This window comes from Lentzea sp. NPDC051208 (genome assembly GCF_040682435.1).
GTDB classification, from domain to species: domain Bacteria; phylum Actinomycetota; class Actinomycetes; order Mycobacteriales; family Pseudonocardiaceae; genus Lentzea; species Lentzea kristufekii.
Genome location: NZ_JBFBAW010000003.1, coordinates 502,740 through 526,573, shown reverse-complemented (window position 1 = coordinate 526,573; position 23,834 = coordinate 502,740). Strand labels below are relative to the sequence as shown.

The 23,834-nt window shown below is 68.6% G+C and carries 19 protein-coding genes and 1 pseudogene; 11 read left to right on the top strand and 9 right to left on the bottom strand.

Translation table 11 applies throughout. From position 1 onward, the window contains the following. Positions 1-10: 10 nt before the first annotated feature. Positions 11-805: a lysozyme gene (locus tag AB0M48_RS10000; protein ID WP_363838145.1), complete on the bottom strand. Its 795-nt coding sequence runs from the start codon at positions 803-805 to the stop codon at positions 11-13. 42 nt (positions 806-847) lie between these two features. Continuing rightward, a complete protein-coding gene (locus AB0M48_RS09995; protein ID WP_363838141.1) occupies positions 848-1,687 on the bottom strand; it encodes an aldo/keto reductase in 840 nt (279 codons plus the stop codon). Positions 1,688-1,765: 78 nt separating this feature from the next. Between AB0M48_RS09995 and AB0M48_RS09990 the strand changes: the two are divergent. Then, positions 1,766-2,566 (top strand): annotated as a pseudogene (locus AB0M48_RS09990) (LysR family transcriptional regulator); the annotation flags it as partial. Here AB0M48_RS09990 and AB0M48_RS09985 read toward each other — a convergent pair. Beyond that, on the bottom strand, positions 2,483-3,454 hold the full coding sequence (locus tag AB0M48_RS09985; protein ID WP_363838137.1) for a hypothetical protein: 972 nt from the start codon (positions 3,452-3,454) through the stop codon (positions 2,483-2,485). The pseudogene AB0M48_RS09990 and the gene AB0M48_RS09985 overlap by 84 nt on opposite strands. A 289-nt stretch (positions 3,455-3,743) precedes the next feature. On the opposite strand from AB0M48_RS09985, the gene AB0M48_RS09980 reads away from it, so the two are divergent. Then, positions 3,744-4,268, top strand: a complete 525-nt coding sequence (locus tag AB0M48_RS09980) for a hypothetical protein (RefSeq protein WP_363838134.1) — start codon at positions 3,744-3,746, stop codon at positions 4,266-4,268. 95 nt (positions 4,269-4,363) lie between these two features. Here AB0M48_RS09980 and AB0M48_RS09975 read toward each other — a convergent pair whose 3' ends face one another. After that, the gene (locus AB0M48_RS09975; protein ID WP_363838131.1) at positions 4,364-5,230 is read right to left on the bottom strand and encodes a pentapeptide repeat-containing protein; all 867 of its coding nucleotides are present in this window, start codon (positions 5,228-5,230) and stop codon (positions 4,364-4,366) included. A gap of 71 nt (positions 5,231-5,301) precedes the next feature. Between AB0M48_RS09975 and AB0M48_RS09970 the strand changes: the two genes are divergently transcribed. The 3 genes from AB0M48_RS09970 to AB0M48_RS09960 are packed head-to-tail and all read left to right on the top strand — an operon-like array spanning position 5,302 to position 10,157. Next, the gene (locus AB0M48_RS09970; RefSeq protein WP_363838129.1) at positions 5,302-6,114 is read left to right on the top strand and encodes an SAM-dependent methyltransferase; all 813 of its coding nucleotides are present in this window, start codon (positions 5,302-5,304) and stop codon (positions 6,112-6,114) included. A gap of 60 nt (positions 6,115-6,174) precedes the next feature. Further along, positions 6,175-8,340, top strand: coding sequence for an EAL domain-containing protein (locus tag AB0M48_RS09965; protein ID WP_363838127.1), 2,166 nt, complete (start codon positions 6,175-6,177; stop codon positions 8,338-8,340). Between the two features lie 20 nt (positions 8,341-8,360). Further along, positions 8,361-10,157, top strand: a complete 1,797-nt coding sequence (locus AB0M48_RS09960; protein WP_363838124.1) for a glycoside hydrolase family 15 protein — start codon at positions 8,361-8,363, stop codon at positions 10,155-10,157. Here the strand turns inward: AB0M48_RS09960 and AB0M48_RS09955 are convergent. Continuing rightward, positions 10,154-12,793: a glycoside hydrolase family 2 TIM barrel-domain containing protein gene (locus AB0M48_RS09955; RefSeq protein ID WP_363838121.1), complete on the bottom strand. Its 2,640-nt coding sequence runs from the start codon at positions 12,791-12,793 to the stop codon at positions 10,154-10,156. The genes AB0M48_RS09960 and AB0M48_RS09955 overlap by 4 nt on opposite strands. Positions 12,794-12,943: 150 nt before the next feature. Here AB0M48_RS09955 and AB0M48_RS09950 point away from each other — a divergent pair, with 150 nt between their 5' ends. The 5 genes from AB0M48_RS09950 to AB0M48_RS09930 all read left to right on the top strand — a co-directional run bounded on the left by AB0M48_RS09950 (position 12,944) and on the right by AB0M48_RS09930 (position 17,849). After that, on the top strand, positions 12,944-13,540 hold the full coding sequence (locus AB0M48_RS09950) for a DUF3558 domain-containing protein (RefSeq protein WP_363838118.1): 597 nt from the start codon (positions 12,944-12,946) through the stop codon (positions 13,538-13,540). Positions 13,541-13,663: 123 nt separating this feature from the next. Continuing rightward, positions 13,664-14,038: a transcriptional regulator gene (locus AB0M48_RS09945; RefSeq protein ID WP_363838115.1), complete on the top strand. Its 375-nt coding sequence runs from the start codon at positions 13,664-13,666 to the stop codon at positions 14,036-14,038. Between the two features lie 15 nt (positions 14,039-14,053). Continuing rightward, the gene (locus AB0M48_RS09940) at positions 14,054-15,346 is read left to right on the top strand and encodes a hypothetical protein (RefSeq protein WP_363838112.1); all 1,293 of its coding nucleotides are present in this window, start codon (positions 14,054-14,056) and stop codon (positions 15,344-15,346) included. Beyond that, positions 15,343-16,149, top strand: coding sequence for an ESX secretion-associated protein EspG (locus AB0M48_RS09935; RefSeq protein ID WP_363838108.1), 807 nt, complete (start codon positions 15,343-15,345; stop codon positions 16,147-16,149). The genes AB0M48_RS09940 and AB0M48_RS09935 overlap by 4 nt, the downstream gene beginning before the upstream one ends. A 56-nt stretch (positions 16,150-16,205) precedes the next feature. After that, positions 16,206-17,849, top strand: coding sequence for a glycosyl hydrolase family 28-related protein (locus AB0M48_RS09930; RefSeq protein ID WP_363838105.1), 1,644 nt, complete (start codon positions 16,206-16,208; stop codon positions 17,847-17,849). Here AB0M48_RS09930 and AB0M48_RS09925 read toward each other — a convergent pair. Further along, positions 17,844-19,544: a hypothetical protein gene (locus tag AB0M48_RS09925; RefSeq protein WP_363838102.1), complete on the bottom strand. Its 1,701-nt coding sequence runs from the start codon at positions 19,542-19,544 to the stop codon at positions 17,844-17,846. The two genes, AB0M48_RS09930 and AB0M48_RS09925, sit on opposite strands and share 6 nt — an antisense overlap. Further along, a complete protein-coding gene (locus AB0M48_RS09920; protein ID WP_363838099.1) occupies positions 19,541-21,082 on the bottom strand; it encodes a hypothetical protein in 1,542 nt (513 codons plus the stop codon). Before AB0M48_RS09920 ends, AB0M48_RS09925 begins: the two co-directional genes overlap by 4 nt. A gap of 60 nt (positions 21,083-21,142) precedes the next feature. On the opposite strand from AB0M48_RS09920, the gene AB0M48_RS09915 reads away from it, so the two are divergent. Further along, positions 21,143-21,520, top strand: coding sequence for a sterol carrier family protein (locus tag AB0M48_RS09915; protein WP_363838095.1), 378 nt, complete (start codon positions 21,143-21,145; stop codon positions 21,518-21,520). On the opposite strand, the gene AB0M48_RS09910 is transcribed toward AB0M48_RS09915, so the two are convergent. Then, complete coding sequence (locus AB0M48_RS09910) at positions 21,517-23,487, bottom strand: alpha/beta hydrolase (protein WP_363838091.1); 1,971 nt, start codon at positions 23,485-23,487, stop codon at positions 21,517-21,519. The two genes, AB0M48_RS09915 and AB0M48_RS09910, sit on opposite strands and share 4 nt — an antisense overlap. Further along, on the bottom strand, positions 23,484-23,807 hold the full coding sequence (locus tag AB0M48_RS09905) for a DUF2563 family protein (RefSeq protein WP_363838088.1): 324 nt from the start codon (positions 23,805-23,807) through the stop codon (positions 23,484-23,486). Before AB0M48_RS09905 ends, AB0M48_RS09910 begins: the two co-directional genes overlap by 4 nt. Positions 23,808-23,834: the final 27 nt, after the last annotated feature.

Below are 23,834 nucleotides of genomic sequence, written 5' to 3'. Positions count from 1 at the left end.
GGGGCCCTTCTCAGCTCGACGCGACGCGTTGCAGCTGTTCGAACCTGCCGTTGAACAGGTTCTGGTCACCGGGGAAGAGCCCGGCCGCCTGCCACTGCCAGATCGTGTGGAAGTCGAACCCGACCGGCAACGGGCCGAGCTTCGAGTTGTAGTGCGCGATCCACAACGGGTTGTGGTCGCCGAACTTCACCGAGCCGCCGACGCACTTGTTCCACCAGTTCGTGGACGTGTAGATCACCGGGTAACGCTTGGTGCGCGCGTAGACCGTGTCGCTGAACGCCTTGACCCACGCCGTCATCGCGGCCTGGTTCATGTTGTAGCAACTCTCGCCGTACGGGTTGTACTCCATGTCGAGCGCGGGCGGCAGCGTCTTGCCGTCGGGCGACCACCCACCACCGTTCTCGACGAAGAAGTTCGCCTGCTGCACGCCGTTGGCGCGGTCCGGCAGCGCGAAGTGGTACGCGCCGCGGATCATGCCGACGTTCAGGGAACCGTTGTACTGCTGGGTGAACTTCGGGTTCAGGTAGTGGGTGCCCTCGGTCGCCTTGACGTAGGCGAACCGGGCGCCTTTGTCCCAAGAGGACTTCCAGTCGACGTCGCCCTGGTGGCTGCTGACGTCCATGCCGGGCACCTTGCCCTCGGTGGGCGGGGAGTCCGAGGCCGAACGAAGGTCACCCGTGCCTTCGTGCTTGAGGATCTGGGAACCCGCTGTGTGGTCCGCGGAGCCCTCGGGCAAGGGCGCCGCGGACGCGGGTGCCGGCGTCATGCCGGCGACGATCGCGACGATGCTGATCAAGGTCCGCATGGACTAGATCGTGCGACCATTTGTCGCAATTGGCTACCGGGGTCACCCGTCCAGGCGGGACAGCTCCTCGGCGGACAACTCCAGGTGGGTGGCCGAGGCCGAATCCCGGATGCTCGCCGGTCGGGAAGCACCCGGAATGGGGACTACCACTTCGGACTTCGCGAGCATCCACGCGAGGCAGACCTGGTGAGCGCTCACGCCGTGGGCGTCACCGACCTCCTTGAACGGACCGCTCAGCTCGCCGGCCTTGCCGATCCCGCCGAACGGGCTCCACGGCAGGAACGCGATGCCGAGCTTCGCGCACAGCTCCAGCTCGGGTTCGCTCGACCGGAACACCGGCGAGAACTGGTTCTGCACGGCCGCGAGCCGTCCGCCGAGGATGTCGTTGGCGAGCACGATCTCGTCCGGGTTGAAGTTCGAGACACCGGCGTAGCGGATCTTGCCGTTGTCCAGCAGCTCCTTCAACGTCCCGACCGAGTCGGCGATCGGCGTCTTCGGGTCCGGCCGGTGGAACTGGTAGAGGAAGATCTGGTCCACGCCGAGCCGCTGCAACGACCCGTCGACGGCCTTGCGCAGGTACTCCGGCCGTCCGTCGAGCGCCCAGCCACCGCCCGGCACGCGCGTGTGCCCGCCCTTGGTCGCGACGAACACCTCTTCGGAACGGCCGCGCAGCGCTTCGGCGATGAGCGACTCGTTGTGCCCGAAGTCGGTGTCGTCGAGCGAGTAGGCGTCAGCGGTGTCGATGAACGTCACGCCCGAGTCCAGTGCGGCGTGGATGGTCTCGATCGCCTGCGCGCGGTCCGGCCTCCCCTGCACGGAGACGGGCATGCCGCCCAGGCCGATGGCGCTGACTTCCACTTCTCCGATACGACGCTTCTGCATGCACTCCACTCTGGACCCTGGCGATTAAGCTGTCCAACGCAGAGAACTGATCTCATTGAGCACTGCGGGTGATGAATCGTGGAACTCAGACAGCTCGAACATTTTCTCGCGGTCGCCGAAGAGTGCCACTTCACGCGGGCCGCACACCGGCTGCACATGGCTCAGTCCGGTCTTTCGGCGTCGATCCGCGCGCTGGAGGTCGAGCTGGGCGCGCCGTTGTTCCTGCGCACCACCCGCCAGGTCGAGCTGACCCAGGCCGGACGGGCGCTGCTGCCCGAGGCGCGCCGGGCGTTGAGCAGCGTCTCCGCCGCCAAGGACGCGGTCGCCGCCGTCCAGGGGCTGCTGCGCGGCACGTTGTCCGTCGGCAGCCTGCAGTGCCTGCACGTGGTGCACCTGCCCGCGGTGCTGGCCCGGTTCCACGAGCTGCACCCCGGCGTGGAGATCAGGATGCGCCAGTCCGGCAACGCCGAACTGGTCGAGGAGGTGCGCGCCGGCAGGCTCGACCTCGCGTTCGTCACCCGTCAGCACAGGATGGCGGACGACCTGCGGGTGTCCACCCTGTCCAGTGAACCGCTCGTGCTCGCCTGCGCGCCGGACAGCCCCTTCGCCACCAGGGACTCCGTCGAGCTCGCCGAGCTGGCCGGTCGGTCGTTCGTCGACTTCAACGCCGACTGGGGCACGCGTGACGAGGTCGACCGCACCCTCGCGGCCGCCGGGGTCGAGCGGCACGTCGCCGTCGAGGTCAACGACGTGCACTCACTGCTCGACTTCGTCACGTTCGGGCTGGGTGTCGCGTTAGTCCCGCAGTCCTTCGCTGTCAAGACGGACCGCGCGTGCTTCGTCGGGCTTCGCGGGGACGTTCCCGTTGCCGAGACGGTCGTCGTCACCGCGAACACCGTCGGCGCCTCGGCGAGCGTCCTGCTGGACATGGTTCTGGAGGCCAGGTCCGGCCGCCTTCGTGCTGCCGGTTAGGTGCCACCCCGTCGCGGGCTCGCGGAACTCGGTCCCCTCCAGCACCTTCATCTCGCCGTCCTGCTCGGCGGGTGGCGTCGGTGACGGGTGGAAGAACCTGCCCACCCTGGCGAAGCCCATCTTCGGGTTGCCCAGGTTGACCACCTGGGCGAAAGTCGTCTCCTGGAAGGAGATCCCGCCTTCGAAGTTGCCGTTCTCCAGCTGCAGCCTGCCGTGGAACGCACCGCCGGAGAACAACGCGACGCTCTGCACGTGGACGTTGCGGAGGTTCGTGATCCCGTAGAACCGCGCGCGCCGGGCGACGAACCGGTTGACGTGCCTGCCGTCCAGCGAGAAGTACTCCAGGACCGCCCCGGTCAGGTCCAGGTCGAGGTGGTCGTGCTCCCGGTCGCCCCACGACAGCGTGTCCTTGATCAGCCGCTGTGCGGTGAGCCGGACCTGGTGCTCCAGCCTGATGTCGTGGTCGACGTCGAGGAAGGCCTTGTCGGGGTCTTCCGGCTTGGCCTCGTGCGCGGGATGCGTGAAGGGACGCCGGAGGTACGCGCAGAGGACGTCGAGCACCGTCTGCCGATAGCGCGGGGTGGACTTCGCCAGCCACGCCAGGGCGTGCATGGCGCCCACCCGCACCTGGTCGGCCTCGTTGCCCAGCAGTTCGACCGAGCGGGCGAACCTCTCGTCGGCGACCTTCTCGCTTTCCAGCGAGTGCCGCGCCTCCTCGGTGCGGCGCCGCTTGTCGTTGAGCCACAACGCGTACAGCGCGACCACCGCGCCGCCCGCGACCCCCGCGGTCTTCACAATCTCGATCTTCGAAGCACTTGGATCCCAGAGGTAGAGCCCAATGCCAGAGGCTGCTGACAGGATGATTGCGGCGATTGTGGCCGTAAGCCAGCGCATTGCTCCTGGGGCGTTTTGTCGCTTCATACCGCTAGATGGTCGCTCCTGTCTCGTACGGCAAGGTCAACATTTAACGGAACTATGACGTAGGTCACAGTTTTTGTCGGCTTGGATTGAGGGTTTGTTTCTTTGCTACGGTGTTTGGCGGGGAAGAAATTGCAGTGCTCAACTTATAGATCTTGGGGGATCTATGTTCAGCAAGTCTGTTGGCCGATTCGGTGCTGTGGTCGCCGCAGTGACGCTGCTCATTGTTGACGGTTCAGTCAATGCGTTAGCGCAGCCTACTGTGGCTCAGTCGGCTGCACCTGTTGAATGTGTTGCCAAGTATGAACCTGCGGATGGGCGTTCCGTAGGTGGGGCAGTGGTGCTGGTGCTCAAAAGCTACTCGTGTGGCGATGTTACGAGCCAGTGGTGGAGCTCGATCAAGCTCTTCAAGGATGCGAACTTCAGTGGCGACTCGCTGACGCTAGAGATCCCGGCTCCTTATAGGAGCTGCGATCAAGACGGAATGCGTATTGACTCCTTGCCGTCGGAGTGGGATGCCGTGACGTCATCCTTCCGTGTGTACAACGAGTGCTGGCATTCGAGGTTGTACACTGAAGCGCTCACTGCGGGCGATTGTCGCAAATACAAGGATGACGTCTCGTATGTGGGGGATTTCATGAATGACAAAATGATGTCAGTTCGGTTGCAGTCAGTTGAACGCGCCTGTTGAATCATGTGAACCTTGAATTGAGTCAACGTTGTTGACCTTGATTGGGGTAGGTCGATGATGTCCAGGCCTGCCCCAATCAAGGGTTGCGAATCTCGTCAGTTCCTCCACGCGTCGGGAAGATCGGCTTCCAGGGCGAACGCACAGCCGTCCGCCTTCACGTCGGTCCACTCCGAGTCCGCGAACTTGGTCTCCCCGCCGAACTTCGTCTCCGTGAAGACCGCGAGCCCGCGCGCCTTGACCCTGCTGAACCACGCCTTGCGGCGGAAGTCGTTGTGGTGCATGTACAACCGGCCGGTCACCTCGGCGTCGGTGAGGTAGACGTCGCCGTGGACCACCATGTGGTGGAAGGCGTTGGACTCGTTGAGGTGCGCGACCCGCATGATCAGGTCGCCGACCTGCCGGTACGACAGGTCCATGTACTCGAGGTGGGCCTTGGTGAGGTTGAGGTCGTAGATCGGCGGGTTTTTCTCCTCCAGGCGCGGCAGCAGGTCCTCGATCAGCCGCTGCGAGGTGAGCCGGACCTCCAGCTCGATCTCCTCGGGATCGTTCTTCGTCTTCCGGTACGGCTGGCGCAGGTAGGCGCAGAGGATGTCGAGCACGGTCTGCGTGTACTCCGTCCTCGACTTCGCGAGGCCGGCGAGCGCGTGCATCGCGCCCACCCGCACCTGTGCGGTCTCGTGGCCCAGCAGCTCGACGGCGCGCGCGAACCGTTCGTCGGCCACGCGGGACCGGTCGTGGTCGATGCGCTGGCTCTCGATCTCCTGGCGTGCCTCCTCGACCTTGCGGCGCCGGTCGTTCAGCCACAACGCGTAGAGGGCGATGATCGCGCCGCCCGCGAGACCGCCGGTCTTGATCGCCTCGTGCTTGGGCGCGCCGGGGTCGACGAGCAGCAACGCGCCGCCGACCAGCACGAACACGCCGATGGACGCGAGAATGGTCGACAGCAGCAAACTTTTCCTCACGAGGTCGGCATTCTGCCAAGCGCCGAGGGCATGATGGGCTCGAACGGTCCGAACGCGAGTGGGGTGAGCGAGTGGAGCGGCCGAACTGGGCGCCTGCGGACATCGACCTGGAGCGGCCCAGTGTCGCGCGGGTGTACGACTACTGGCTCGGCGGCGCGCACAACTTCGCCGCGGACAGGGCCGTCGCCCAGAAGACGCTGGAGACCATGCCCGAGTTACGCGGGGTGGTGCTCAACCACCGCGCGTTCCTGCGCAGGGCCGTCCGCTACCTGCTGGGCCGCGGCGTCCGGCAGTTCCTCGACCTCGGCTCCGGCATCCCGACCGTCGGCAACGTGCACGAGATCGCGCAGGCCGCCGATCCCGGGGCCAGGGTCGTCTACGTGGACGTCGACCCGGTCGCCGTCGCGCACAGCCGGTCGTTGCTGGCCGACAACGACCACGTGAGCGTGCTGCACGCCGACGTCCGCGACTGGGCGGGCGTGCTGGCCTCGGACGAGGTGGCCAAGCAGCTCGACTTCGACGAGCCGGTCGCCGTGCTGATGATCGCGCTGCTGCACTTCGTGGCGGACGAAGAAGACCCGTGGGGCGTCGTCGGCGGGTATCGCGACCGCCTGTCGCCCGGCAGTTTCCTCGCTGTCTCGCACGCCGGTTACCAGGCGGACGAGGAGACGGAGGCCTACCGGCAGGCCCGCGAGATCTACGACCGCGGCGTCACGCGGATGACGTTCCGCGACTCGGCCGAGATCAGCCGCCTCTTCGACGGGTTCGCGCTGGTCGAGCCCGGTGTCGTACGAGTCCCCGCCTGGCATCCCGAGTCCCCGGCCGACGTGGAGGAGTCCGGGGAGGGGTTTCCCGGGTTCGCCGCGTTGGGCCGGAAGGCTTAGAGATGACTCCGGAGGGCGACCGGCCGTATGCTGCGCGTTCGTGGCGTTAGGGCCGAGAAGATGACCGATCGGGTTGACCAGCGGGTGCGTGAGGATCGCTCTCCTTTGAGTCCGGCCGTACTGGCCGGTGCCGAGGCGTTCGCGCGCAGCTGGGCCTCGGCCGTGATCGGGTCGAGTTACGTGCCGATGACCAGGGCGGAGGTCGCCCAGCACCTCCAGGACCTCACCGAGCTGCTGGTCGAGGCGCTGTTCGCGAACCCGTTCCGCCCGGCACCCGGCCACGAGATCGGCTCGCGGCTGGTCGACGCGCACTTCACCGGCACCGACACGCTCGGCCGCACCGTCCAGCTGCTCGGCGACGACCTGCTGGTCGAGCTCGGCTTCCCCGGCGACGCCCGGCTGACGTCCCGCCTGACCGCCCTGCAGGGCGCGCTGGCCGCCGGGTACGCCCGCGCGCTGCGGGAACGCACGCTCGCCGAGCAGGAGGCCATCAGGGCGGCCGTGCTGGACGCCCGCGACCAGGCCGAGTCGATGCTGCGGGCCTCGGAGGCCCGGTTCCGCGCCATGTTCACCGAGGCCGCGATCGGCATCGGCATCGCGGCCATCGACGGCCGGATCCTGGACGTCAACCAGGCCCTGCAGGACATGCTCGGGTTCAGCGTCGAGGAGATGCGCCAGTACAACGTGCGCGACCTCATGCACCCCGAGGACGCGGGCAGCGTGTGGCGGCTCTACGACCAGCTCATCGCGGGCGAGTGCGACCACTACCGGGCCGAGAAGCGGTTCCACCGGGCCGACGGCGAGCAGGTGTGGACGCACCTGACGTTGTCGCTGGTCCGCGACGACCACGGCGAGCCGCAGTACCAGGTCGCGATGATCGAGGACGTCACCGACCGGCACCTGCTGCAGAACCGGCTGCGTTACCAGGCGTTGCACGATCCGCTCACCGGGCTGCCGAACCGCGCGCTGTTCCTCGAACGCCTCGGGCGCGTGTTCAACAACCGGGCCAAGCACGTGCGGGCCGGTCTCTGCTACCTGGACCTGGACGGTTTCAAGGTCATCAACGACTCGCTGGGCCACGACACGGGGGACCAGTTGCTGGTCGAGGTCGGCCGCCGGCTCGACCACTCGGTGTCCGGCGAGGGCAAGCTGGTCGCGCGCATGGGCGGCGACGAGTTCGTGATCCTGGTCGAGGGCTCGTCCGGCGAGCAGGACATCGTGGACGTCGCGGACCGGGTGCTGACCGAGCTGGAGGCACCGATCCGCATCGCGGGCCACGAGCTGTCCGTGTCGGCGTCGATCGGCATCGTCGAACGGCAGCTGTCCGGCACCACGTCCGCGGACCTGATGCGCGACGCGGACATCACGCTGTACTGGGCCAAGGCGGACGGCAAGGCGCGCTGGGCGTTGTACGACCCGGAGCGCAACGCCCGCGAGGTCGCCCGGTTCACGCTGTCCGCGACGATGCCGCGTGCGTTGGAACGCGGCGAGTTCTACGTCGAGTACCAGCCGCTGGTGCGCCTGGAGGACTCGAAGGTCACCGGCGTCGAGGCCCTGGTGCGCTGGCAGCACCCGGAGTTCGGGCGGCTCGCGCCGGACCGGTTCATCGAACTGGCCGAGGAGACCGGCCTGATCGTCCCCTTAGGACGGTGGGTGCTGCGCAAGGCCTGCGAGGAGGCGCGGCGCTGGCTGGAGGAGTTCGGCGACGCGGCGCCGTTCGTGTCGGTGAACCTGGCCGTGCGGCAGTCCCGCGACCCCGAGCTGGTGCGCGACGTCAAGCAGATCCTGGACGAGTGCGCGCTGCCGCCGCACCACCTGCAGCTGGAGCTCACCGAGTCGGCGATCATGGGCACCGCCGACGAGCCGCTGGAGGCGCTGCGGGCGTTGTGCGACATGGGTGTGCGCATCGCGATCGACGACTTCGGCACCGGTTACTCGAACCTGGCGTACCTCAAGCACCTGCCCGTGCACGAGCTGAAGATCGCCGGTTCGTTCATGGAGGGGCTGCGGGCCGAGAACGAGGAGGACCCGGTCGACGCGCAGATCGTCGCGACGCTGGTCCAGCTCGCGCACGCACTCTCGCTGGGCGTCACGGCGGAGGGTGTGGAGACGCCCGCGCAGGCCGCCCGGTTGCTGCGCCTGGGATGTGACACGGGCCAGGGCTGGTTCTTCGCACGGCCGGGACCGCCGGAGAACATCGACAGCCTGTTGCGTGGTGATCTCTAGCCCGGGGAACACCCCAGGGCATGAAGCCATTGGCCCTGGTCGTACTCCTGCTGATCATGTCGGCCCCGGTCGCCCGTGCGGCCGAAGTGGTTCCCCTGCCCGCGGACAAGCAGGCGCTCGGCACTGCCCGGTCCGCCGCCAGCCCGGTGTGGTTCACCCTCGGCCACCAAGGGCTGTCCGAGATCTTCTACCCCGACCTCAGCACGCCCGCGACTCGCGAGACGCGGCTGCTGGTCGACGGAAAGCCCGGTCAGGCCTACACCGAGCCCGCTGACGACAGGTCGCTGACCTTCCGCCAGCACCTGCGAGGTGACGGCTGGCGGGCCGAGATCACCTACGTGACCGATCCGCAGCGGGCGGCCGTGCTCGCGGACGTGTCGGTCACGGCCCAGCGCCCGGTCCGGCTCTCGGTCGAGCACGTGCCGATGAAGGGCGCCGGCGAGGTCAGGACCACCTTGCCCGCCGAGCCGGTGCGCCGCGCCCGCGGGACGTTCGCGGTCGGGTTTGGCCAGGGCGTCGCCCAGGCGGCGCTGGACCGGGGATTCCGCGCCAGCGCGAAAGAGTACGCACGCGGCTGGCACACCTACCTCGACGCGCTGTTGCGCCCGAGGTCCGCGGACCGGCGGCTCTACGACATGTCGGTGATGGTGCTGGCGGCGACCGAGGACAAGACCCACCCCGGCGCGTCGATCGCCTCGCCGAGCTTCCCGTGGGCCTTCGGGTTCGACCGGGAACTGGCGCCGGAACTCGGCCCCTACGCGCTGGTCTGGCCGCGCGACCTCTACCACGTGTCCACGGCCATGATCGCCGCCGGTGATCGCGGGTTCGCCGAACGGTCGCTGGACTTCATGCTGCGCGAACAGCAGGAGCCGGACGGCCACCTGCCGCAGAACACGCGCGTCGACGGAACCCCGGTGTGGACCAAGGTCCAGCTGGACCAGACCGCGGCACCGCTCCTGCTCGCGTGGCACCTGAGCCGGACCGACAAGTCCACAATGGACTCCTTGCGCCGCTCGGCCGACTACCTGCTGAGCTACCCGAAGTCGCCGTTCAGCGAGCAGGAGCGCTGGGAGAACCAGGACGGCTACTCGCCCGCCACCATCGCGTCGGTCGTCGCCGGGCTGGTGTGCTTCGCGGACCTGGTGCAGCGCAACGGGGAGAACGCGGACAGGTACCTCCAGGCCGCGGACGAGTGGCAGCGGAAGGTGGAGGGCTGGACCGCGACGAAGACCGGGCCGTACTCGCCGAAGCCGTACTACCTGCGCCTGACCAAGGACGGGCAGCCGGATCAGGGCACGAAGTACAACCTCGGCGACAACAACCCCACCGACATCGACCAGCGCGCCGTCGTCGACCCGAGCTTCCTCGAACTGGTGCGGCTCGGGGTGAAGCGCGCCGACGACCCGGTCATCCGCAACACCGTGCGAGTCGTGGACCAGCAGTTGAAGGAGCAGGGCTACTGGCACCGCTTCACGCAGGACGGCTACGGCGAGACCGCGGACGGCAGGCCGTGGGGCATCAACTGGCCGACGCCGACGCGCACCTACGGCAGGTTGTGGCCGTTGCTCAGCGGTGAACGCGGTGAGTACGAACTGCTCGCCGGCGACAAGGCCCTCGCCGCCAAGCGGCTGCGGGAGATCGCCGCGACCGCCAACAGCGGCCTCATGCTGCCTGAACAGGTGTGGAACGGCCGGGGAACCGGCTCGGCCACCCCGCTGGCCTGGACGCACGCGCAGTACGTGCGGCTGGCGTGGTCGCTCGACGCGGGCCGTCCCGTGGAACGACCCGACGTCGTCGTGAACCGTTACAACAGTTAGCGCCTGCTCACGTTGTGCCCGGAGAGCTGGACGACCGGCTGAGCGCCGCCCAGGTCGGACGTCCGGTACTCGGCCCGGATCGTCTGGCTCTCACCGGGGAACAGCGTGATGTAGTTGTCGCTCCAGTCGACCGGCAGCACCTCGGCACCGCCCTGACCCTTGCGCAGCGACGCCCGCATGAAGAACGCCACGGAGGTACCGGTGTTCTTCACCGTCACGCTCGTGGCCTGCCTGCCGTTCGTGCCCGTCGTCGTCGTGGAGGTCACCGACACCTGACCGGCCCTCAACGAGCTCAACGACTTCAGGTCCGTGTACTGGGCCTGCGGCGTGTACCACCAGTCGCCGGCGTTGTAGTTCAGCGTGTCCGCCTTCGTGGACAGCCAGTAGACGTTGCGGTCGATCTCCTTGCCCGTGGCGTCCTTCAGCAGCAGCCGCACGAAGTACGCGGGCGTCAGGCCGGAAGGCTGGGGCAGGGTGCCGACCCGCACGGAACCGTTGGCCTTGGCCGGAACCGGACGCGTCTCGTTCGCCTTCTGCGTGCCGTCGGAGTTGAAGACCGTCACCTGCAGGTTCATGCCCTGCTTGGCTTCCAGGCCCATGTTCACCACGGCGAGCGACTTGTCGTCGTAGGAGTACTGGGCGTGCAGCGCCTTGTTCGCCGTCTTGGCACCGAAGTACGACCCCGCGGTCGCGAGGTTGTAGTTGTAGAGGTGCCAGAAGAGCTTGGGCCACGGGTCGTTCTGCATCCAGTAGATGAGGCCCTGGGCCTGGTTCGCGCCGGTGTCGGAGAAGTCGCGGCCGAACGCCTCGAACTGCGCGCGGTTCGTCTCGTACTGCTGCAGCTGCGCCTTCTTGACGAAGTCGTCGACGCTGGACGGCTTGCCGTAGCGGTTGTCGAGCGCCGTGCCCCAGAAGCCGATCTTGCTGAAGTTGGCCGACGGCGACAGGTGGTACTGCGTCGCGTTGTAGTCGGTCAGTTTGCTGATCTCGGCCTGGCTCAGGAACTTCTTGAGCTCGTCCATCTCCGGGATGGCGAGGCCGGGACCGATCTCGGACGCGAAGCCCGCGCTGCCGCCCTTCTGGTTGTCGTACCAGTAGACCGGTGGCTCCCACCAGTACGGACCCTCCATCTTCATGCCCGAGTCACCGAGCTGCGGAGAGCTGCGGCGCGCGGCCGCGGTGACGATCGGCGTCTGCCAGTCCGCACGCTTCAGGGCGTCCAGGTAGATCTTCTCGACGTCGGCGACGGGGGCCTCGTCCGAGCCGATCAGGAACGTGAACACGCTGGGGTGGTTGCGGATCCGCTTGGCCTCGCCCTCGGCGGACGCGCCGGCGACCCTCTTGTCCTCCGTGCTGAACCCGCCGGTGTTCTGCCACTTCGAGCAGCACTCCCAGCCGGTCATCAGCAGGATGCCCATGCGGTCGGCCAGGTCGTAGATCTCGTCGTTCTCGGGCTTGCCCTCGAGACGGATCGTGTTGAGGCCCATGGACTTCGTCAGCATCATCTCGTCGGCGATCTTCTGCACGTTGGTGCGCAGGAAGAGATCCGACGCCCAGCCGCCACCGCGGATCAGGATCGGCTTGCCGTTGATCTGGTACTGGAGGTTGCCGCTGATCATCTTCGAGGTGACCTCGCGGATGCCGAACGTCGTCTTCTGCTCGTCCGACTTCGTGCCGCTCACGGTCGCGGTGGCGGTCGCGTCGTACAGCGGCTGCGCGCCCATCTGGTACGGCCACCAGATCTGCGGGTCGGCGACGTTCAGCGTGAACGTGACGGTCTTCGTCTCGTTCGCGGCCAGGCTCACGGTCTGGCCGTAGTTCTGGCCCGCGGCGCTGCCGGCGACGGTCGTGGTGACCGCGCTGCCGGTGTTGTTGCGCGCGTCGACCTTCACGGTGACCGCGGCGGTGTTGAGGTCCGGCAACGGCAGGTCGGACAGGACGTGCAGGCCGCGCAACGAGACCGCGCCGCTCTGCACGAGGTCGACGTCGCGGAACAGGCCCTGGTTGCGGTCGGGCGGGAGCTGGGCCCAGTCGATGAAGTGGATCACCAGGTCCTTGGCGGGATCGGACGGCGACGCCTTGATCGCGAGCGCGTTGCCGCCCTTGCGCAGCAGGCCGGTGACGTTGAACTCGAACGTCGGGTAGGCGCCGACGACGGTGTCCGTGCCGGCGACCTTCGTGCCGTTCAGCCACACCTCACCGCGGGAGATCACACCGCCGTTGAGCTTGAGGAACGTGTTGACGCCCGGCTGCGGGTCGGCCTGGAAGACCTTGCGGTACCACCACGGCACCTTGAAGTCGCCGGGGTTCGCCCTCTTCAGGTTCTCCGAGTGGTTGACGTCCCCGTACTTGCCGTTCGCGATCAGGCCGGCCATCACCGTCGACCGCGCGGGCACGGTCAGCCACCCGGCGTCCGAGTAGCCGGTCCCGGAGATCACGCTCCCGGCCTGGGTCGCGGTGGTGCTGGTCTGCATGCGCCAGTCCGGGATGGTGGAGGTCTGTCCGGGGACGGCGGCCACGGTGAGCGCCGTTCCCGTGCCGGGCACGGGGCCCGCGTTGGCTGAGGTGCCTGGCACGAGCAAGGCCAGACCCACCGCCGCCACGACCATGGTCGGTAGTGGTCGGTTGCGCAGCATGTCGCTCCTCGACGCATCGGGGCGGCGGCGCTTCGGGGTATCGTAAAGAAGGTTTCCTTTCGCTGAGGTGACCGGCAATGCGGCTAACGGGTGACGCGGGACACCGCGTTCGCGACCCTGCGTGCCCGGTGATCCGATACGTTGGCCGTCATGCGTCGACTCGCCATCCCGTTCTTGCTGGCAGCGGTCCTGGCAGGGTGTTCAGCGACCGAGCCGGGCAAGCCCTCCGCGGGTGACCAGACGGGCTCCGCTCCGGCGACCGGATCTTCGACCGGTACGGCCGCCCCCGTGAACAGGCCCAAGGCCGTCGATCTGACGACCGTCGAGCCGTGCTCGCTGATCACTGCCGAACAGAGGCCCGCTTTGGGTTTGAGCAAGGTCGAACCGGGTAACCCGCTTCCCGATTTCGGGGAGGGGAGCAAGCGGTGCAATCAGACCTATGCCTCGGTCAAGTTCGTCTCGAGCATCCACACGCTTCTCAACGGCGGCGTGGACAGGTTGAAGCAGACGACGGGTGAGTCGAAGCTCACCCCTCTCCAGGTCGCCGGGTATCCCGCGTACCTGACGCAGCGGGAAGCGCCCGGAGGCGCCCCGGTCTGCGAGATCTACGTCGACGCCCACGACGGCCAGTTGTTGCTGGTGGACGCGGGTGGGGTCTTCGGCGAGAAGGGCAACACCCCGGAAGCCGCCTGCGTGCAGGCCAAGGCGCTCGCCGAAGCCGTCGCCACCGCGCTGGCGGCCAAGTGAAGGTTGAGTAGAACTACCCGCCTTGTACCGGGAACCGGTCACTCGCGTAATGCATCAGAGCTAAAGTCGTCCCAAATGCACACATGGCCCGTTCCCTGAGGGCCGTACTGAGGAGGGTGTGCCGTGTTTCTCGCGGATGGTGGAGGTGGAGGCGTCTCATCGCCCCCGGAGTTCGGGCAGCGCAAGCTGAAGGTGGACCCGTCCGCCATTCCACAGGCGAGGAAGGCCTTCGAACAGGCGCTTGCCGAGTTCGACAGCAAGATCACGCAGGCCGTCAACGACCTGCCCACCAGGCCGTGGGCCGCCGACCCGATCAGCAGTGAGACGTCGCAGGCGTTCAACGAGCAGACGTCGGAGAAGGCCCTCGCCGCGCTCAGCTCCTACAAGAAGCAGCTCATCGGCGTCATCGATCAGCTCAAGGCGATCGAAGAGCAGTACCGCATGACCGAAGGCGACAACGCCGCCATGTGGGGCAAGCACCTTCGAGACCAGGGCTGAGAGGGGGACTGACCGATGACTGACCACCGCTTCCAGGGGTACGCGCACCCCGAGCTGTACAAGATGATCAACTCCGGTCCCGGCGTCTCCGCCTCCATCCCGGTCGAACAGGGCTGGAAGCAGATCGCCGCGACGCTCGCCCAGATCGACGCCGACCTGCACGCCGGTCTGACGAAGATGGGCGCTGACTGGGAGTCCGACGCCGCCGACGCCGCCCAGGGCGCGCTGTCGCCGCTGGCCGAGTGGGCCGGTTTCGCCGAGACCGGCGCGACGACCATGGAGAGCTCCGCGCGTCTGCAGGGCGAGTACATCGCCGAGGCGCGCAAGAAGATGCCCGAGGTCGTCCCGGTCACGACCGAGAAGCCCGGCTTCCTCGACTACGCCGGTGGCGCGCTGACCGGTCCGCTCGGCATGGCGCACGTCATCGGCCAGCAGCAGGACCACGAGCGGCAGGAAGCCGCGGCGGACAACGCCGCCGCCCAGGCCGTCAAGGTCATGGAGGACTACCAGTCGGACAGCCGCTGGAACTCCTCGACGCTCGGTGACTTCCCGACGCCGCCGCAGGTCGTGATCGACACGCCGCCTCCCGGCGACACGGGTACCGGCAGCACGCGCGCCGGCTACACGTCGACCGGCTCCGGTGCGCCGACCGGCCACAACACGACGACCCCGTCGTGGACCGGCACGCCGACGCCGACCCCGCAGCACCAGGTCTCGACCGGCTGGACGCCGCCGCCCACCGACACCACGCACACGTCGTGGACGCAGCCTCCGACGACGACGCCGACGCCGCCCCCCACGTACACCCCGCCTCCCACGAGCCTGCCGCAGCCGACGCCCACCCCGACGCCGGTCCCCGGTGGCCCGGTGTTCACCCGGCCCGGCCAGGGCGGTCCCGGTGGCGGGCCCAACGGCGCCAACGGTCCCAAGGGCCAGGGCGGTTCCACCGGCGTTCGCGGTGGCCAGCTCGGTTCCGGAGCCGGCAAGGCGTTCGGGCCGATGTCCGGCTCGCTCGGCGCGGCTGGCCAGCAGGGCGCGATGAAGCCCGGCGGGATGCCCGGTGGCATGTCCGGTCTGGGTTCCGGTCCTGACGCGCTGCGCGGCGGTGCCGCGGGCGCCGGTGCGGGTGCGGGTGCGGGCAAGGCCGGTGCGGCCGGTGTCGGTGCCGGTGGCGGCGCGGCCGGCCAGCGGGGCGAGGGCGAGGACGACATCGAGCACAAGGCAGCCGACTACCTGGTCGAGACCGACGACGTGTTCGGCGACGAGCGCATGGTCGCGCCACCGGTCATCGGTGGCCTGTCAGAGTGAGCCTGTTCGGCGCTCCGGCGGAGAGAGAACCGATCACTCTCTCCGCCGAGGAGTTCGACGTGCTGTGGGAACGCATGAACGTCGGCCCCATGCCGCTCATTCTGAAAGTTCCCACGCCTGGTAAGACCCGCGACGAGCGCATCCAGCTCGAGAACCGCGTCTACCAGCAGTTGGACCACCGGCGCCTGGGCAACTCGCGCGGGCTCTCGTCCGAACTGGACGGGCTCCTGCGCATGTTCGTGAAGCCCGAGCGGGAGGCGGACGGTCGCCTCTGGCTCGGCTACAGCCTGCGCGTCCTCGCCGTGGCGAACGGCGACTGGGGCGCGCTGGCGACGTTGCGGGACGACCAGCTGACGTTCCAGCCGTGGGCGGGCTCCGGGCTCGCCTCGGCGGTGCTGTCGGTGCTGCCCGCACACCCCGCCGGGACGGGTCTCTCGGTGACGCTGCCGAGCGCGGACATCGAGAAGGCGATCGCGCAGACCGACGGCTCGCCGAAGTCGATGGAGGCCGCGTTCCGCGGTGTCGGGTTGCGCGAGGCCGACGCGAAGGCGCTGGTGAACATGTTCACCGGGCTCGTGCACACCGGGAACTTCGGCGCGGCCGCCCGCGACAAGTACGGCAAGCGCTGGCGGCCCGAGCGCGTGGTGGCGTTCTTCGACACCGAAGAGGGCCGCTACCTGCAGCAACGTCGTGCGTCGAACGGCCAGCCGCCGTGGAGCACGTTCACGCCGACCGACGCGCGCCGGATGATGCACCAGGTCGAAGAGCTGATCTCCGAGGCGGTCCGTTCCGCGGGCGTCTGATCTCTGGTTTGATCTGACCACCGCCGCCGTGGCCAAGACCCCTTGGAGACGGCGAAATGAGCATCGACAGAAGGCTGTTCCTGCTGGCTACAGGGGCTGCACTGGTCGGGACGTCAGCGATGACGGGGACTGCCACCGCGCAGTCCTCCGCGTCGCTGTGGCACGAGTTCGTTGCCAACCCGTACAACCACCCGCAGATCCCCAACGTCGCCTACGCCGGCTACCGCACGGGCGAGAAGCCCGCTCGTCGACCGGTACTCGCGAACGTCCTCTTCTTCGGCGCCGAGCGAGATGGCTCGGCCGACGCCTCCGCCGCCATCAACAAGGCCGTCGAGTTCGTCGGCAGGCTGGGCGGCGGCACCGTGTTCGTGCCGCCGGGCCGCTACCGGATCGACGACATCATCCGCATCGGCTACGACAACGTGGTGCTGCGCGGCGCGGGCAGCGCGAAGACGACGTTCTGCGCGACCAGGTCGCTGGAGGAGATCGTCGGCATCAACCGCAGCCGCTACGGCTCGGAGAACTCGGCGTGGAGCTGGTCCGGTGGCCTGGTGTGGGTCTGCCACCGCGACCGGTACCAGCCGCTGGTGGACGCGATCAAGGCCCGCAGGTGGCCGTTCGAGGGCTGGACGGGCAACGAGCTGGAGCAGGGCTCGACGCTGACGGCCGTGACCGGCTCCGCCGCAAGGGGTTCGTTCGTCGTGACCGTCGAGAACGGACGTTCGCTGCGGGCGGGTCAGCGCGTGCTGCTGCGGCTCGACGACTCGAACTACTCGTTGCCCAAGCACATGTGCGGGGACGTTCCCGGTACCGCCACGTACAGGTGGGACGACAAGGACAAGCTCCTGTCGTACTTCCCGTTCCTGTGGCCAGTGCGGGTGGAGTGGGCGCGCGGCAACAGGGTGAAGCTCGCGCAGCCGCTGCCGCTGGAGATCCGCCCGGAGTGGAAGGCCCGTTTGACCACGATGGCGCCGGTCGTCACGGGCGCGGGTGTCGAGGGCATCAAGATCGAGATGTTCAAGGTGCCGACGCCGAAGCATTTGCAGGACAAGGGGTACAACGGTGTCGCGTTCCAGTGCGCGTGGGACTGCTGGGCCGACGACGTGCACGTCCAGGACGTCGACAACGGCTTCCTCCTGGTGTCCTCCAAGGGAATCTCGCTGCTGAACACGCGCGTGTCCGGCCGCGGCCACCACCACGCGTACGCGGTGCGCGAGCAGTCCCACGACAACCTGACCGACGGCTTCGTGATCGAGGCCCCGTCCGAGCCCTCGCAGGCGGGCGCGGGCAACCACGGCCTGAACGTCGAAGGCCTGTCCTGCGGCAACGTCTGGACCCGCGGCCGCATGGACCACGACGTCTTCGACACCCACCGCGGCCTGCCGTTCGCGAACGTCCGCACCGAGATCACCATCAACAACGTCGGCGCGCACGGTGGCAGCGCGAACGCGGGCCCGTTGTACGGCGCCCGTTTCGCGCACTGGAACGTCACCGTCACCAACCAGCGCGCCGGCAACGTCCGCATCGACCAGGTCGCGCCGTGCAGTGCCACCGTGGCGATCTCCGAGGTCCGCGACTTCGGCCAGATCGACAAGCCGGACTTCACCGGCGAGCTGAACTCCCGCCTGGAGCTCTACGGCACGACCGATGTGACACCGCGCAACCTCTATGACGCACAACGGAAGTTGCGCCGCTCATGAGTTAGCCATCGCCACCGGCAGGGACCACGCCACGTCGTTGAGGTCGGTGGGGAGCAGGAGCCTCTCCACCGACCTCCCGATGCGCCGCGTCCAGCCCTGGCCGGTGAGCTCCAGCCGGTACGACGAGTGCTCGCTCGGTGTCGTGTCGGACAGCAACAGGTGCTGGCCGTAGGTGCGTCCCGCCGTGGCAAGGGTCTGCAGGATCTCCCTGAACTCCGGCCGTTCCTCCAAGAGCCCGTGCACACCGTCGACGCAGACCAGCAGCTCGGGCAGTGTGTGTCCTGCCGCGCGGTGGTCCCAGATGGTGCGGTGACGATTGTCGGCCACCGTTCTCGTGCGCTGTTCGTGGTCTTCCAGCAGGTCCACGATGCCGTGCCGCACGTGCGGTGCGCCGTCCAGGCCCGCGAACACGCCGTTGCCGTGGAAGTCGATGAGGACGACCTGGAGTTCGTTCGGTGAGTGCCGCAGCATCTGGCCGAGAACCAGCGCACGGATGCCTTCCGCCCGTCGTCCCTCCGGCGCGACCACGTCGCCGTGCGGCCCCATCCCGTCCTGCAGGTGCTTGGACTTCAGGTCGATCTCGACCGGCTGCCCGTACTCGTCCACCCCGACCGCGACCCGGTACTGCAGCTTGACCGGCCGCGGCCGCCACACGTGCTTGTTCGGCATCTCGTGCAGGGTGAAGAAGTCCGGCACCGGCTCGTCCTGAAGCATCAAGCGCGGCAACGACTGCGCCACCTCGTCGAGGTTCGCGGGCACAGCGCAGTCGTCGACCCGCAGGTCCGCCACCTCGTGCGGACCGTCGAGCAACAGCTGCACGCCGGACTTCCCGACGTCCTGCGCGATGGTCAGCAGCGCCGCACCTAGCTCGGTCGCTTCGAGATCGGCGAAACCCCTGACGCAGACGAGGAGCTGGGGCAGCACCTGGTCGAACCCGCGGTGGTCGAAGATCGTCCAGGTGTTGCCGACGACTTCGAGCCGGCGTTCCGACTCGGCCAGGAGCTCCTCCGCGACCCTTTGCGGGGCAAGGGATGCGTGACGATGATGTGCCAGCACGTGCGGGGCCTGATCAAGCCCGGCGAACACGTCCGTGTCGTGCGCGTCGATGAAGACCGCCTGGAACAGCTTGGGCGAGTGCGTGGTCATCAACCCCAGCACCAGGCTCCGGAACGCTTCCGGCGCGGTGACGCTCAGATGTGATCCCGTCCGCCACTTCCCGTCGGCGAAGTGCGTGAGCTCCGCGACCACCGGCTTGCCGCTCGCGCTGACACCGACCGGAACCTTCCACCACCGCCCCTTCCACGCGAGCGCCTTGGTGAACCGCGCCAACCCGTGCAGGGAAAGGAAGTCCAGCACCTCGACCCGCAACGGCAGCCGCTCCGGCAGCTCGTCCACGGCCCGCGCGGTGATGACCACCCGCACGTTCCAGGCCGCCGCCGCGATCCACCGGACGGAGTCGGCCAGCCCCGGATCGGCGTCGCTGCAGAACTTCCAGTCGTCGATCAGCAGCGTCGCGCCGGGCTCGGCCCCCCGCTCGAACCACGCCAGCAGGTTCTGCCGCCGCCGCTCGTCGGAAGGCTCGAAGCTCACCGCGACCCCCGCCGCCTCGCCCCGCCCGATGCGGTAGATCCCCGGTATCGCGGCGATCCGGCGCTTGACGAGCTCGGGCGGGCCGATGAGGGCGAGATGGTTCACGGGAGCGCGATCTGCGCGGGGAGGCGGTGCGGCACGGAGAGGCCGAAGCCGGGCCGGTCCGGCACGCGGGCGGCCAGGCCGGGGTCGACGAGCGAGGTGGCCGGGTCGTCCAGGCGGAACTCGACGGCGAAGGCCAGGCTGTTCCTGATGAACGGCGGCACCTGGTCCCACGTGCGGGCGGTGACGACGATGTGGCGTTGCGGATCGAGCGGCTCGCCGGGGCCGTCGAGGAGCTGGTAGCGGCCCGGATCACCGAGCACGGCGGCGAGGGTGCGCAGCGTCGTGCTCTTGCCGGTGCCCGGTCTGCCGACGATGGCGCCGTGGCGGAGTTCCTCGGTGAACGTCGGAACCAGCACGTCACGTCGTTGCTCGAAGGGGTTGTCCACCAGGCCGATGGCGCCGGGCGGCAGCATCTTCAGCGTCAGTTCCGGCTGGCTTTGGCGCTGTGGCGGCACCATCTTCAGCGTCACGTCCGCGTGGCTCTGGCGCTGTGGTGGCAGCGCGAGGACATGGGCGGGCGGAGCGGAGCCGATCAGCATGGCCGGCAGCAGTTCCGCCCAGTCCTCCAGGTCGTGCGGAGGCACCGCGGAGGGCCATTCGGGAATCCGGAAGGGCAACGAGGCCGGGAACGCGTCACCGGAGTAGAGCAGGTGGATGCCCAGACCGCGGCCCGCTCGGGTGAGGGACTCCAGGACGTGCTGGAAGCCGGGGTGCCGCTCGATCAGCACCTCGGCGCTGTCCACGCAGATCAGCAGCACCGGCAACGGTTCGCGGCCGAGGAGCCGCTGCCGCCGGTCGAGCTCGCCGGCGAGCCCGTCCTGGAACCGCTCGAACAACTCGCGGTCGTCCTCGCCGTTGAGCGCGAACGACACGTGGGGCGCCGTGTCCAGACCGTCGAAGACGCCGATGTTCTTCATGTCGATCAAGCCGAGGTTCAGGTCGTCCGACGAGTGGGTGACCATGAGACCCAGCAACGCGGCGAGGAGCCGCTGTTCGCGAACAGCGGCAGGGCCGAGGTAGGTGCCGTGCGGCCCGTCGGCGCCGATGTCCAGGTACACCGGCCATCCGCTGGCGTCCCCGCCGACGGCGGCGCTGAGGTCGTGGCGCTGGTGCTTGTTGCTCAGGTCGGACTCGATCTCGTGCAGGCCGAGGAAGTCCGTGGCCTCACCGTGCAGGTGCCGCCGCAGCCGGTCCGGCACGTCCGCCCAGTTCCGCGCCGTGACGACGACCTGCACTCCCCTGGCAGGACCGAAGGCGGCGATCCACTCGACGGTGCCGACCAGGTCCGGGTCGTACCCGGCGCACAGCGACCAGTCGTCCACCAGCAGCACCGCACCCGACGGCGCGCCGCGCTCGAACCAGTCCAGCACGCTCCGGCACCCCGGCTGGTCGGAGGGGTCGAAGGTGGCCGAGACGGGTAACGGGTCCGCGCCCCGCCCGATCCGGTAGGTCGAGATGTTCGGTGCCGCCGCCAGAGCCGCCGTCAACCGCTCCCTGGTCGCCTGCCCGGGACCGACGACGGCGAAGTTCCTGATCACAGCCCAGAGGTATACCAATAGCCCGGGGAGCGCCGCTGCCCCTTCGCTAATGTGGGCGACGTGCCAGCCAAAGCCGTCGACCCAGCCGAGATGCGAGCCGCCGTGCAGGCGGTGCTCCCGTGGTTGCGAGGAGAGGCTGACCAGCCAGAACGTCCCGCGCTCGCCGCCGCCGTCCGGCTGAGCCTGCGCACCCTCGAGCAGATCGCGCCCGGCCGCAGCGTCGAGGTGCGCGTTCCCCCGTTCGCGGCGGTGCAGTGCGTCGAAGGGCCGCGGCACACCCGCGGCACGCCCCCGAACGTCGTGGAGACCGACGCCCGCACGTGGCTGGAACTGGCCACCGGCGCGCTCGCCTGGACCGACGCGCTGGACGGTGCCCGGGTCACCGCTTCGGGAACCCGGGCCGACCTCTCACCCCTGCTGCCAGTCGTGAAGTTCTAGAACCACGACCCGATCGTCTTCACAGCGCCGCCGACGCCGTCGACGACGTCGCGCCCGAGCTCCACCGCGTTGCCCACGGTGTCGACCACGACGTCGCCCGCGTCGCTCGCGACCTCGCCGACGGTGTCCACCGCGTGCCCGGCCGCGTCACCCCAGCGGCCGTTCGAGATGTCGTCCACGACCTGACCACCACCGCGCCAGACGTCCTCGCCCATGTCGACGACCTCCTTGCCGGTGTTGACCCCCCAGTCGATGACCGGCCCGACCCCGGGAATGTCCGAACCGGGCACCTCACGCGGCGTGGGTGCGTCCTGCCAGCGCTGCTCGGTGACGCTCCCGCCGTCGCCGTTGGCGATCTTGGCGAGGTTGTTGAGCGACTCGGAGTCCTTGTCGTAGTAGGACGAGTGGGCGTGCCCGATCCACGACTCGCCGGACGTGCCGAACGTCTTCGCGCCGAACGAGGAGTCGTAGGGACCGGTCGACGACCCGTCCTTGGTGAACCAGTCACCACTCGTCGCCTGGATGACCGGATCGTGTTCGGTGCCACCGACGTAGACGTGCCCGCCGCCGGCCGACAGCTGGTCGACGTTGGACGCACCGACACCCGGCGAGCCGACGAACACGATGTCGTCCGCCTTCAGGCCGTTGTCCATGGCCGAGTAGCCGACGACCGTGCTGCCGTAGCTGTGGCCGATCACCGTGACGTGGGCGTTCGGGTTGGTGGCGCGGTAGCCCTCGACGTCCTTCGCCAGGATCTGACCGCCCTCGATCGCCTGTGCGGGGTCGTTCACCTGGCCGGGCAGGAACTCCGGTGCGTCGTAGCCGAGCCACTGGATCGCCGCGCCGTCCGGGCCCATCTTCGCGCTGAGGTTCGAGGCCTGGTCCAGGCCGAAGCTGCTGAGCGTGGACGTGGTGCCGGGCACGCACACCGCGACGTTCTTCGCGGTGTCCGGGTTGCCGAACGCGACGGCGATCGCGCCTTCCTTGGCGCCGGCGCCGTCCGGGCTCCACGCGAGCACGTACGCCTGCTTGCCGCTCTCCTTGCTCATCTGTTCGGCTTGGACCAACGCGCCGACCGCATCGTCCGCGTTCTTCGCGCGCCGCGCCGCCTCGTCGTACTGCGACATCAGCTGCGAGCCCTGGGCGTCGTTGCGCAGCGCGCGCTGGCCCTCCGACGAGTTCGGGTCGACGCCGAGTTCGCGTGCACGGTCGGCGAGCTGCTGCTTGAGCTGGTCCTTCTCCGCGTTGAACCGCGCCGCGTCCTCGGGGATCCGCTTGCGGTTCGCGTGGTCCAGCACGTCGGCGGGAAGCCCGCGGAGCTGGCCGAGCTCCTGGTACTTGGTGTTCTTGAGCGCTTCCTGCTGGTCCTTGCTGAGCGACTTCCACCAGTCGGCGACGGCCTTCGGATCGCTGCCGGGCGGCGGCACCGGCGGCAGGGCACCGCCCGCACCAGCGCGCTGGGCAGCGCGGTTCCAGCCGCCGTCCGTGCGCGCGGACTCCTCAAAGCCCGGCGGAATCTTCGTGAGCGCGCTCGCATACGAGCGCAGGACGTTGTTGTAGCCCGACTTCACCTTGTCCAGGTGCTCGTTGACCTGGTTGGCGAGCTGGCGGGTCTGTTCCGCGTCCATGCCCGGCGGACGGCCACGCCACACGCTGATCGCCTGGTCCGCCGCACCGCGCATCTGGCCGTAGGCACGCGAAGCGGCCTGCACGATGTCGACGCCCGCGCCGAGTCGTTCGGCAGCAGCCTTGGCAGCGGTGGCGGACAACTGGGCCCGCGCGGTGAACTTCGAGGCTGCGTCGCCGGTCCAGTTGCTCGCGGCGGTCTTGCCGGCGTTGGTGACGGACTCCCCGGCACGGCCGACCGCGCTGATCGCGCCGGTGATCGGGTCCGCGGCGGAGGCGATCCGGCCGACGTCACCGGACGCGAGCCTGCCGTACAGGCTCTCGGGATCCGTGTAGCTCACTGCCCGCCCCCGAATCCCTGCAAGAGCTTCTTCAACGCGGACGCGTGGTCGTCATCGGTGCGCTGGTAGGCCTCGGCGTTCGACACGAGACCCTCTGCAGCGTCGGTGAACCAGGAGGAACCGCGCTGCAGGTCCTGGGAGTGCGTGCCGACGAACTTCGACAGCGCGTCCGCGAACTCCGCGGCGGCGTCGACCTCCCCGAACGCGCCCGCGTCGAGCTGGAGCATCGAGATCATCTCCGCTGCCTCGCGCACCGCGTCGGAGCCGTTGCCGAACTCCTTGGACGCGGTGCGCAGCAGCTCTGGCTCAACGCCGAACATCGCCACCCCCGTGTTGGTCTTCGATCA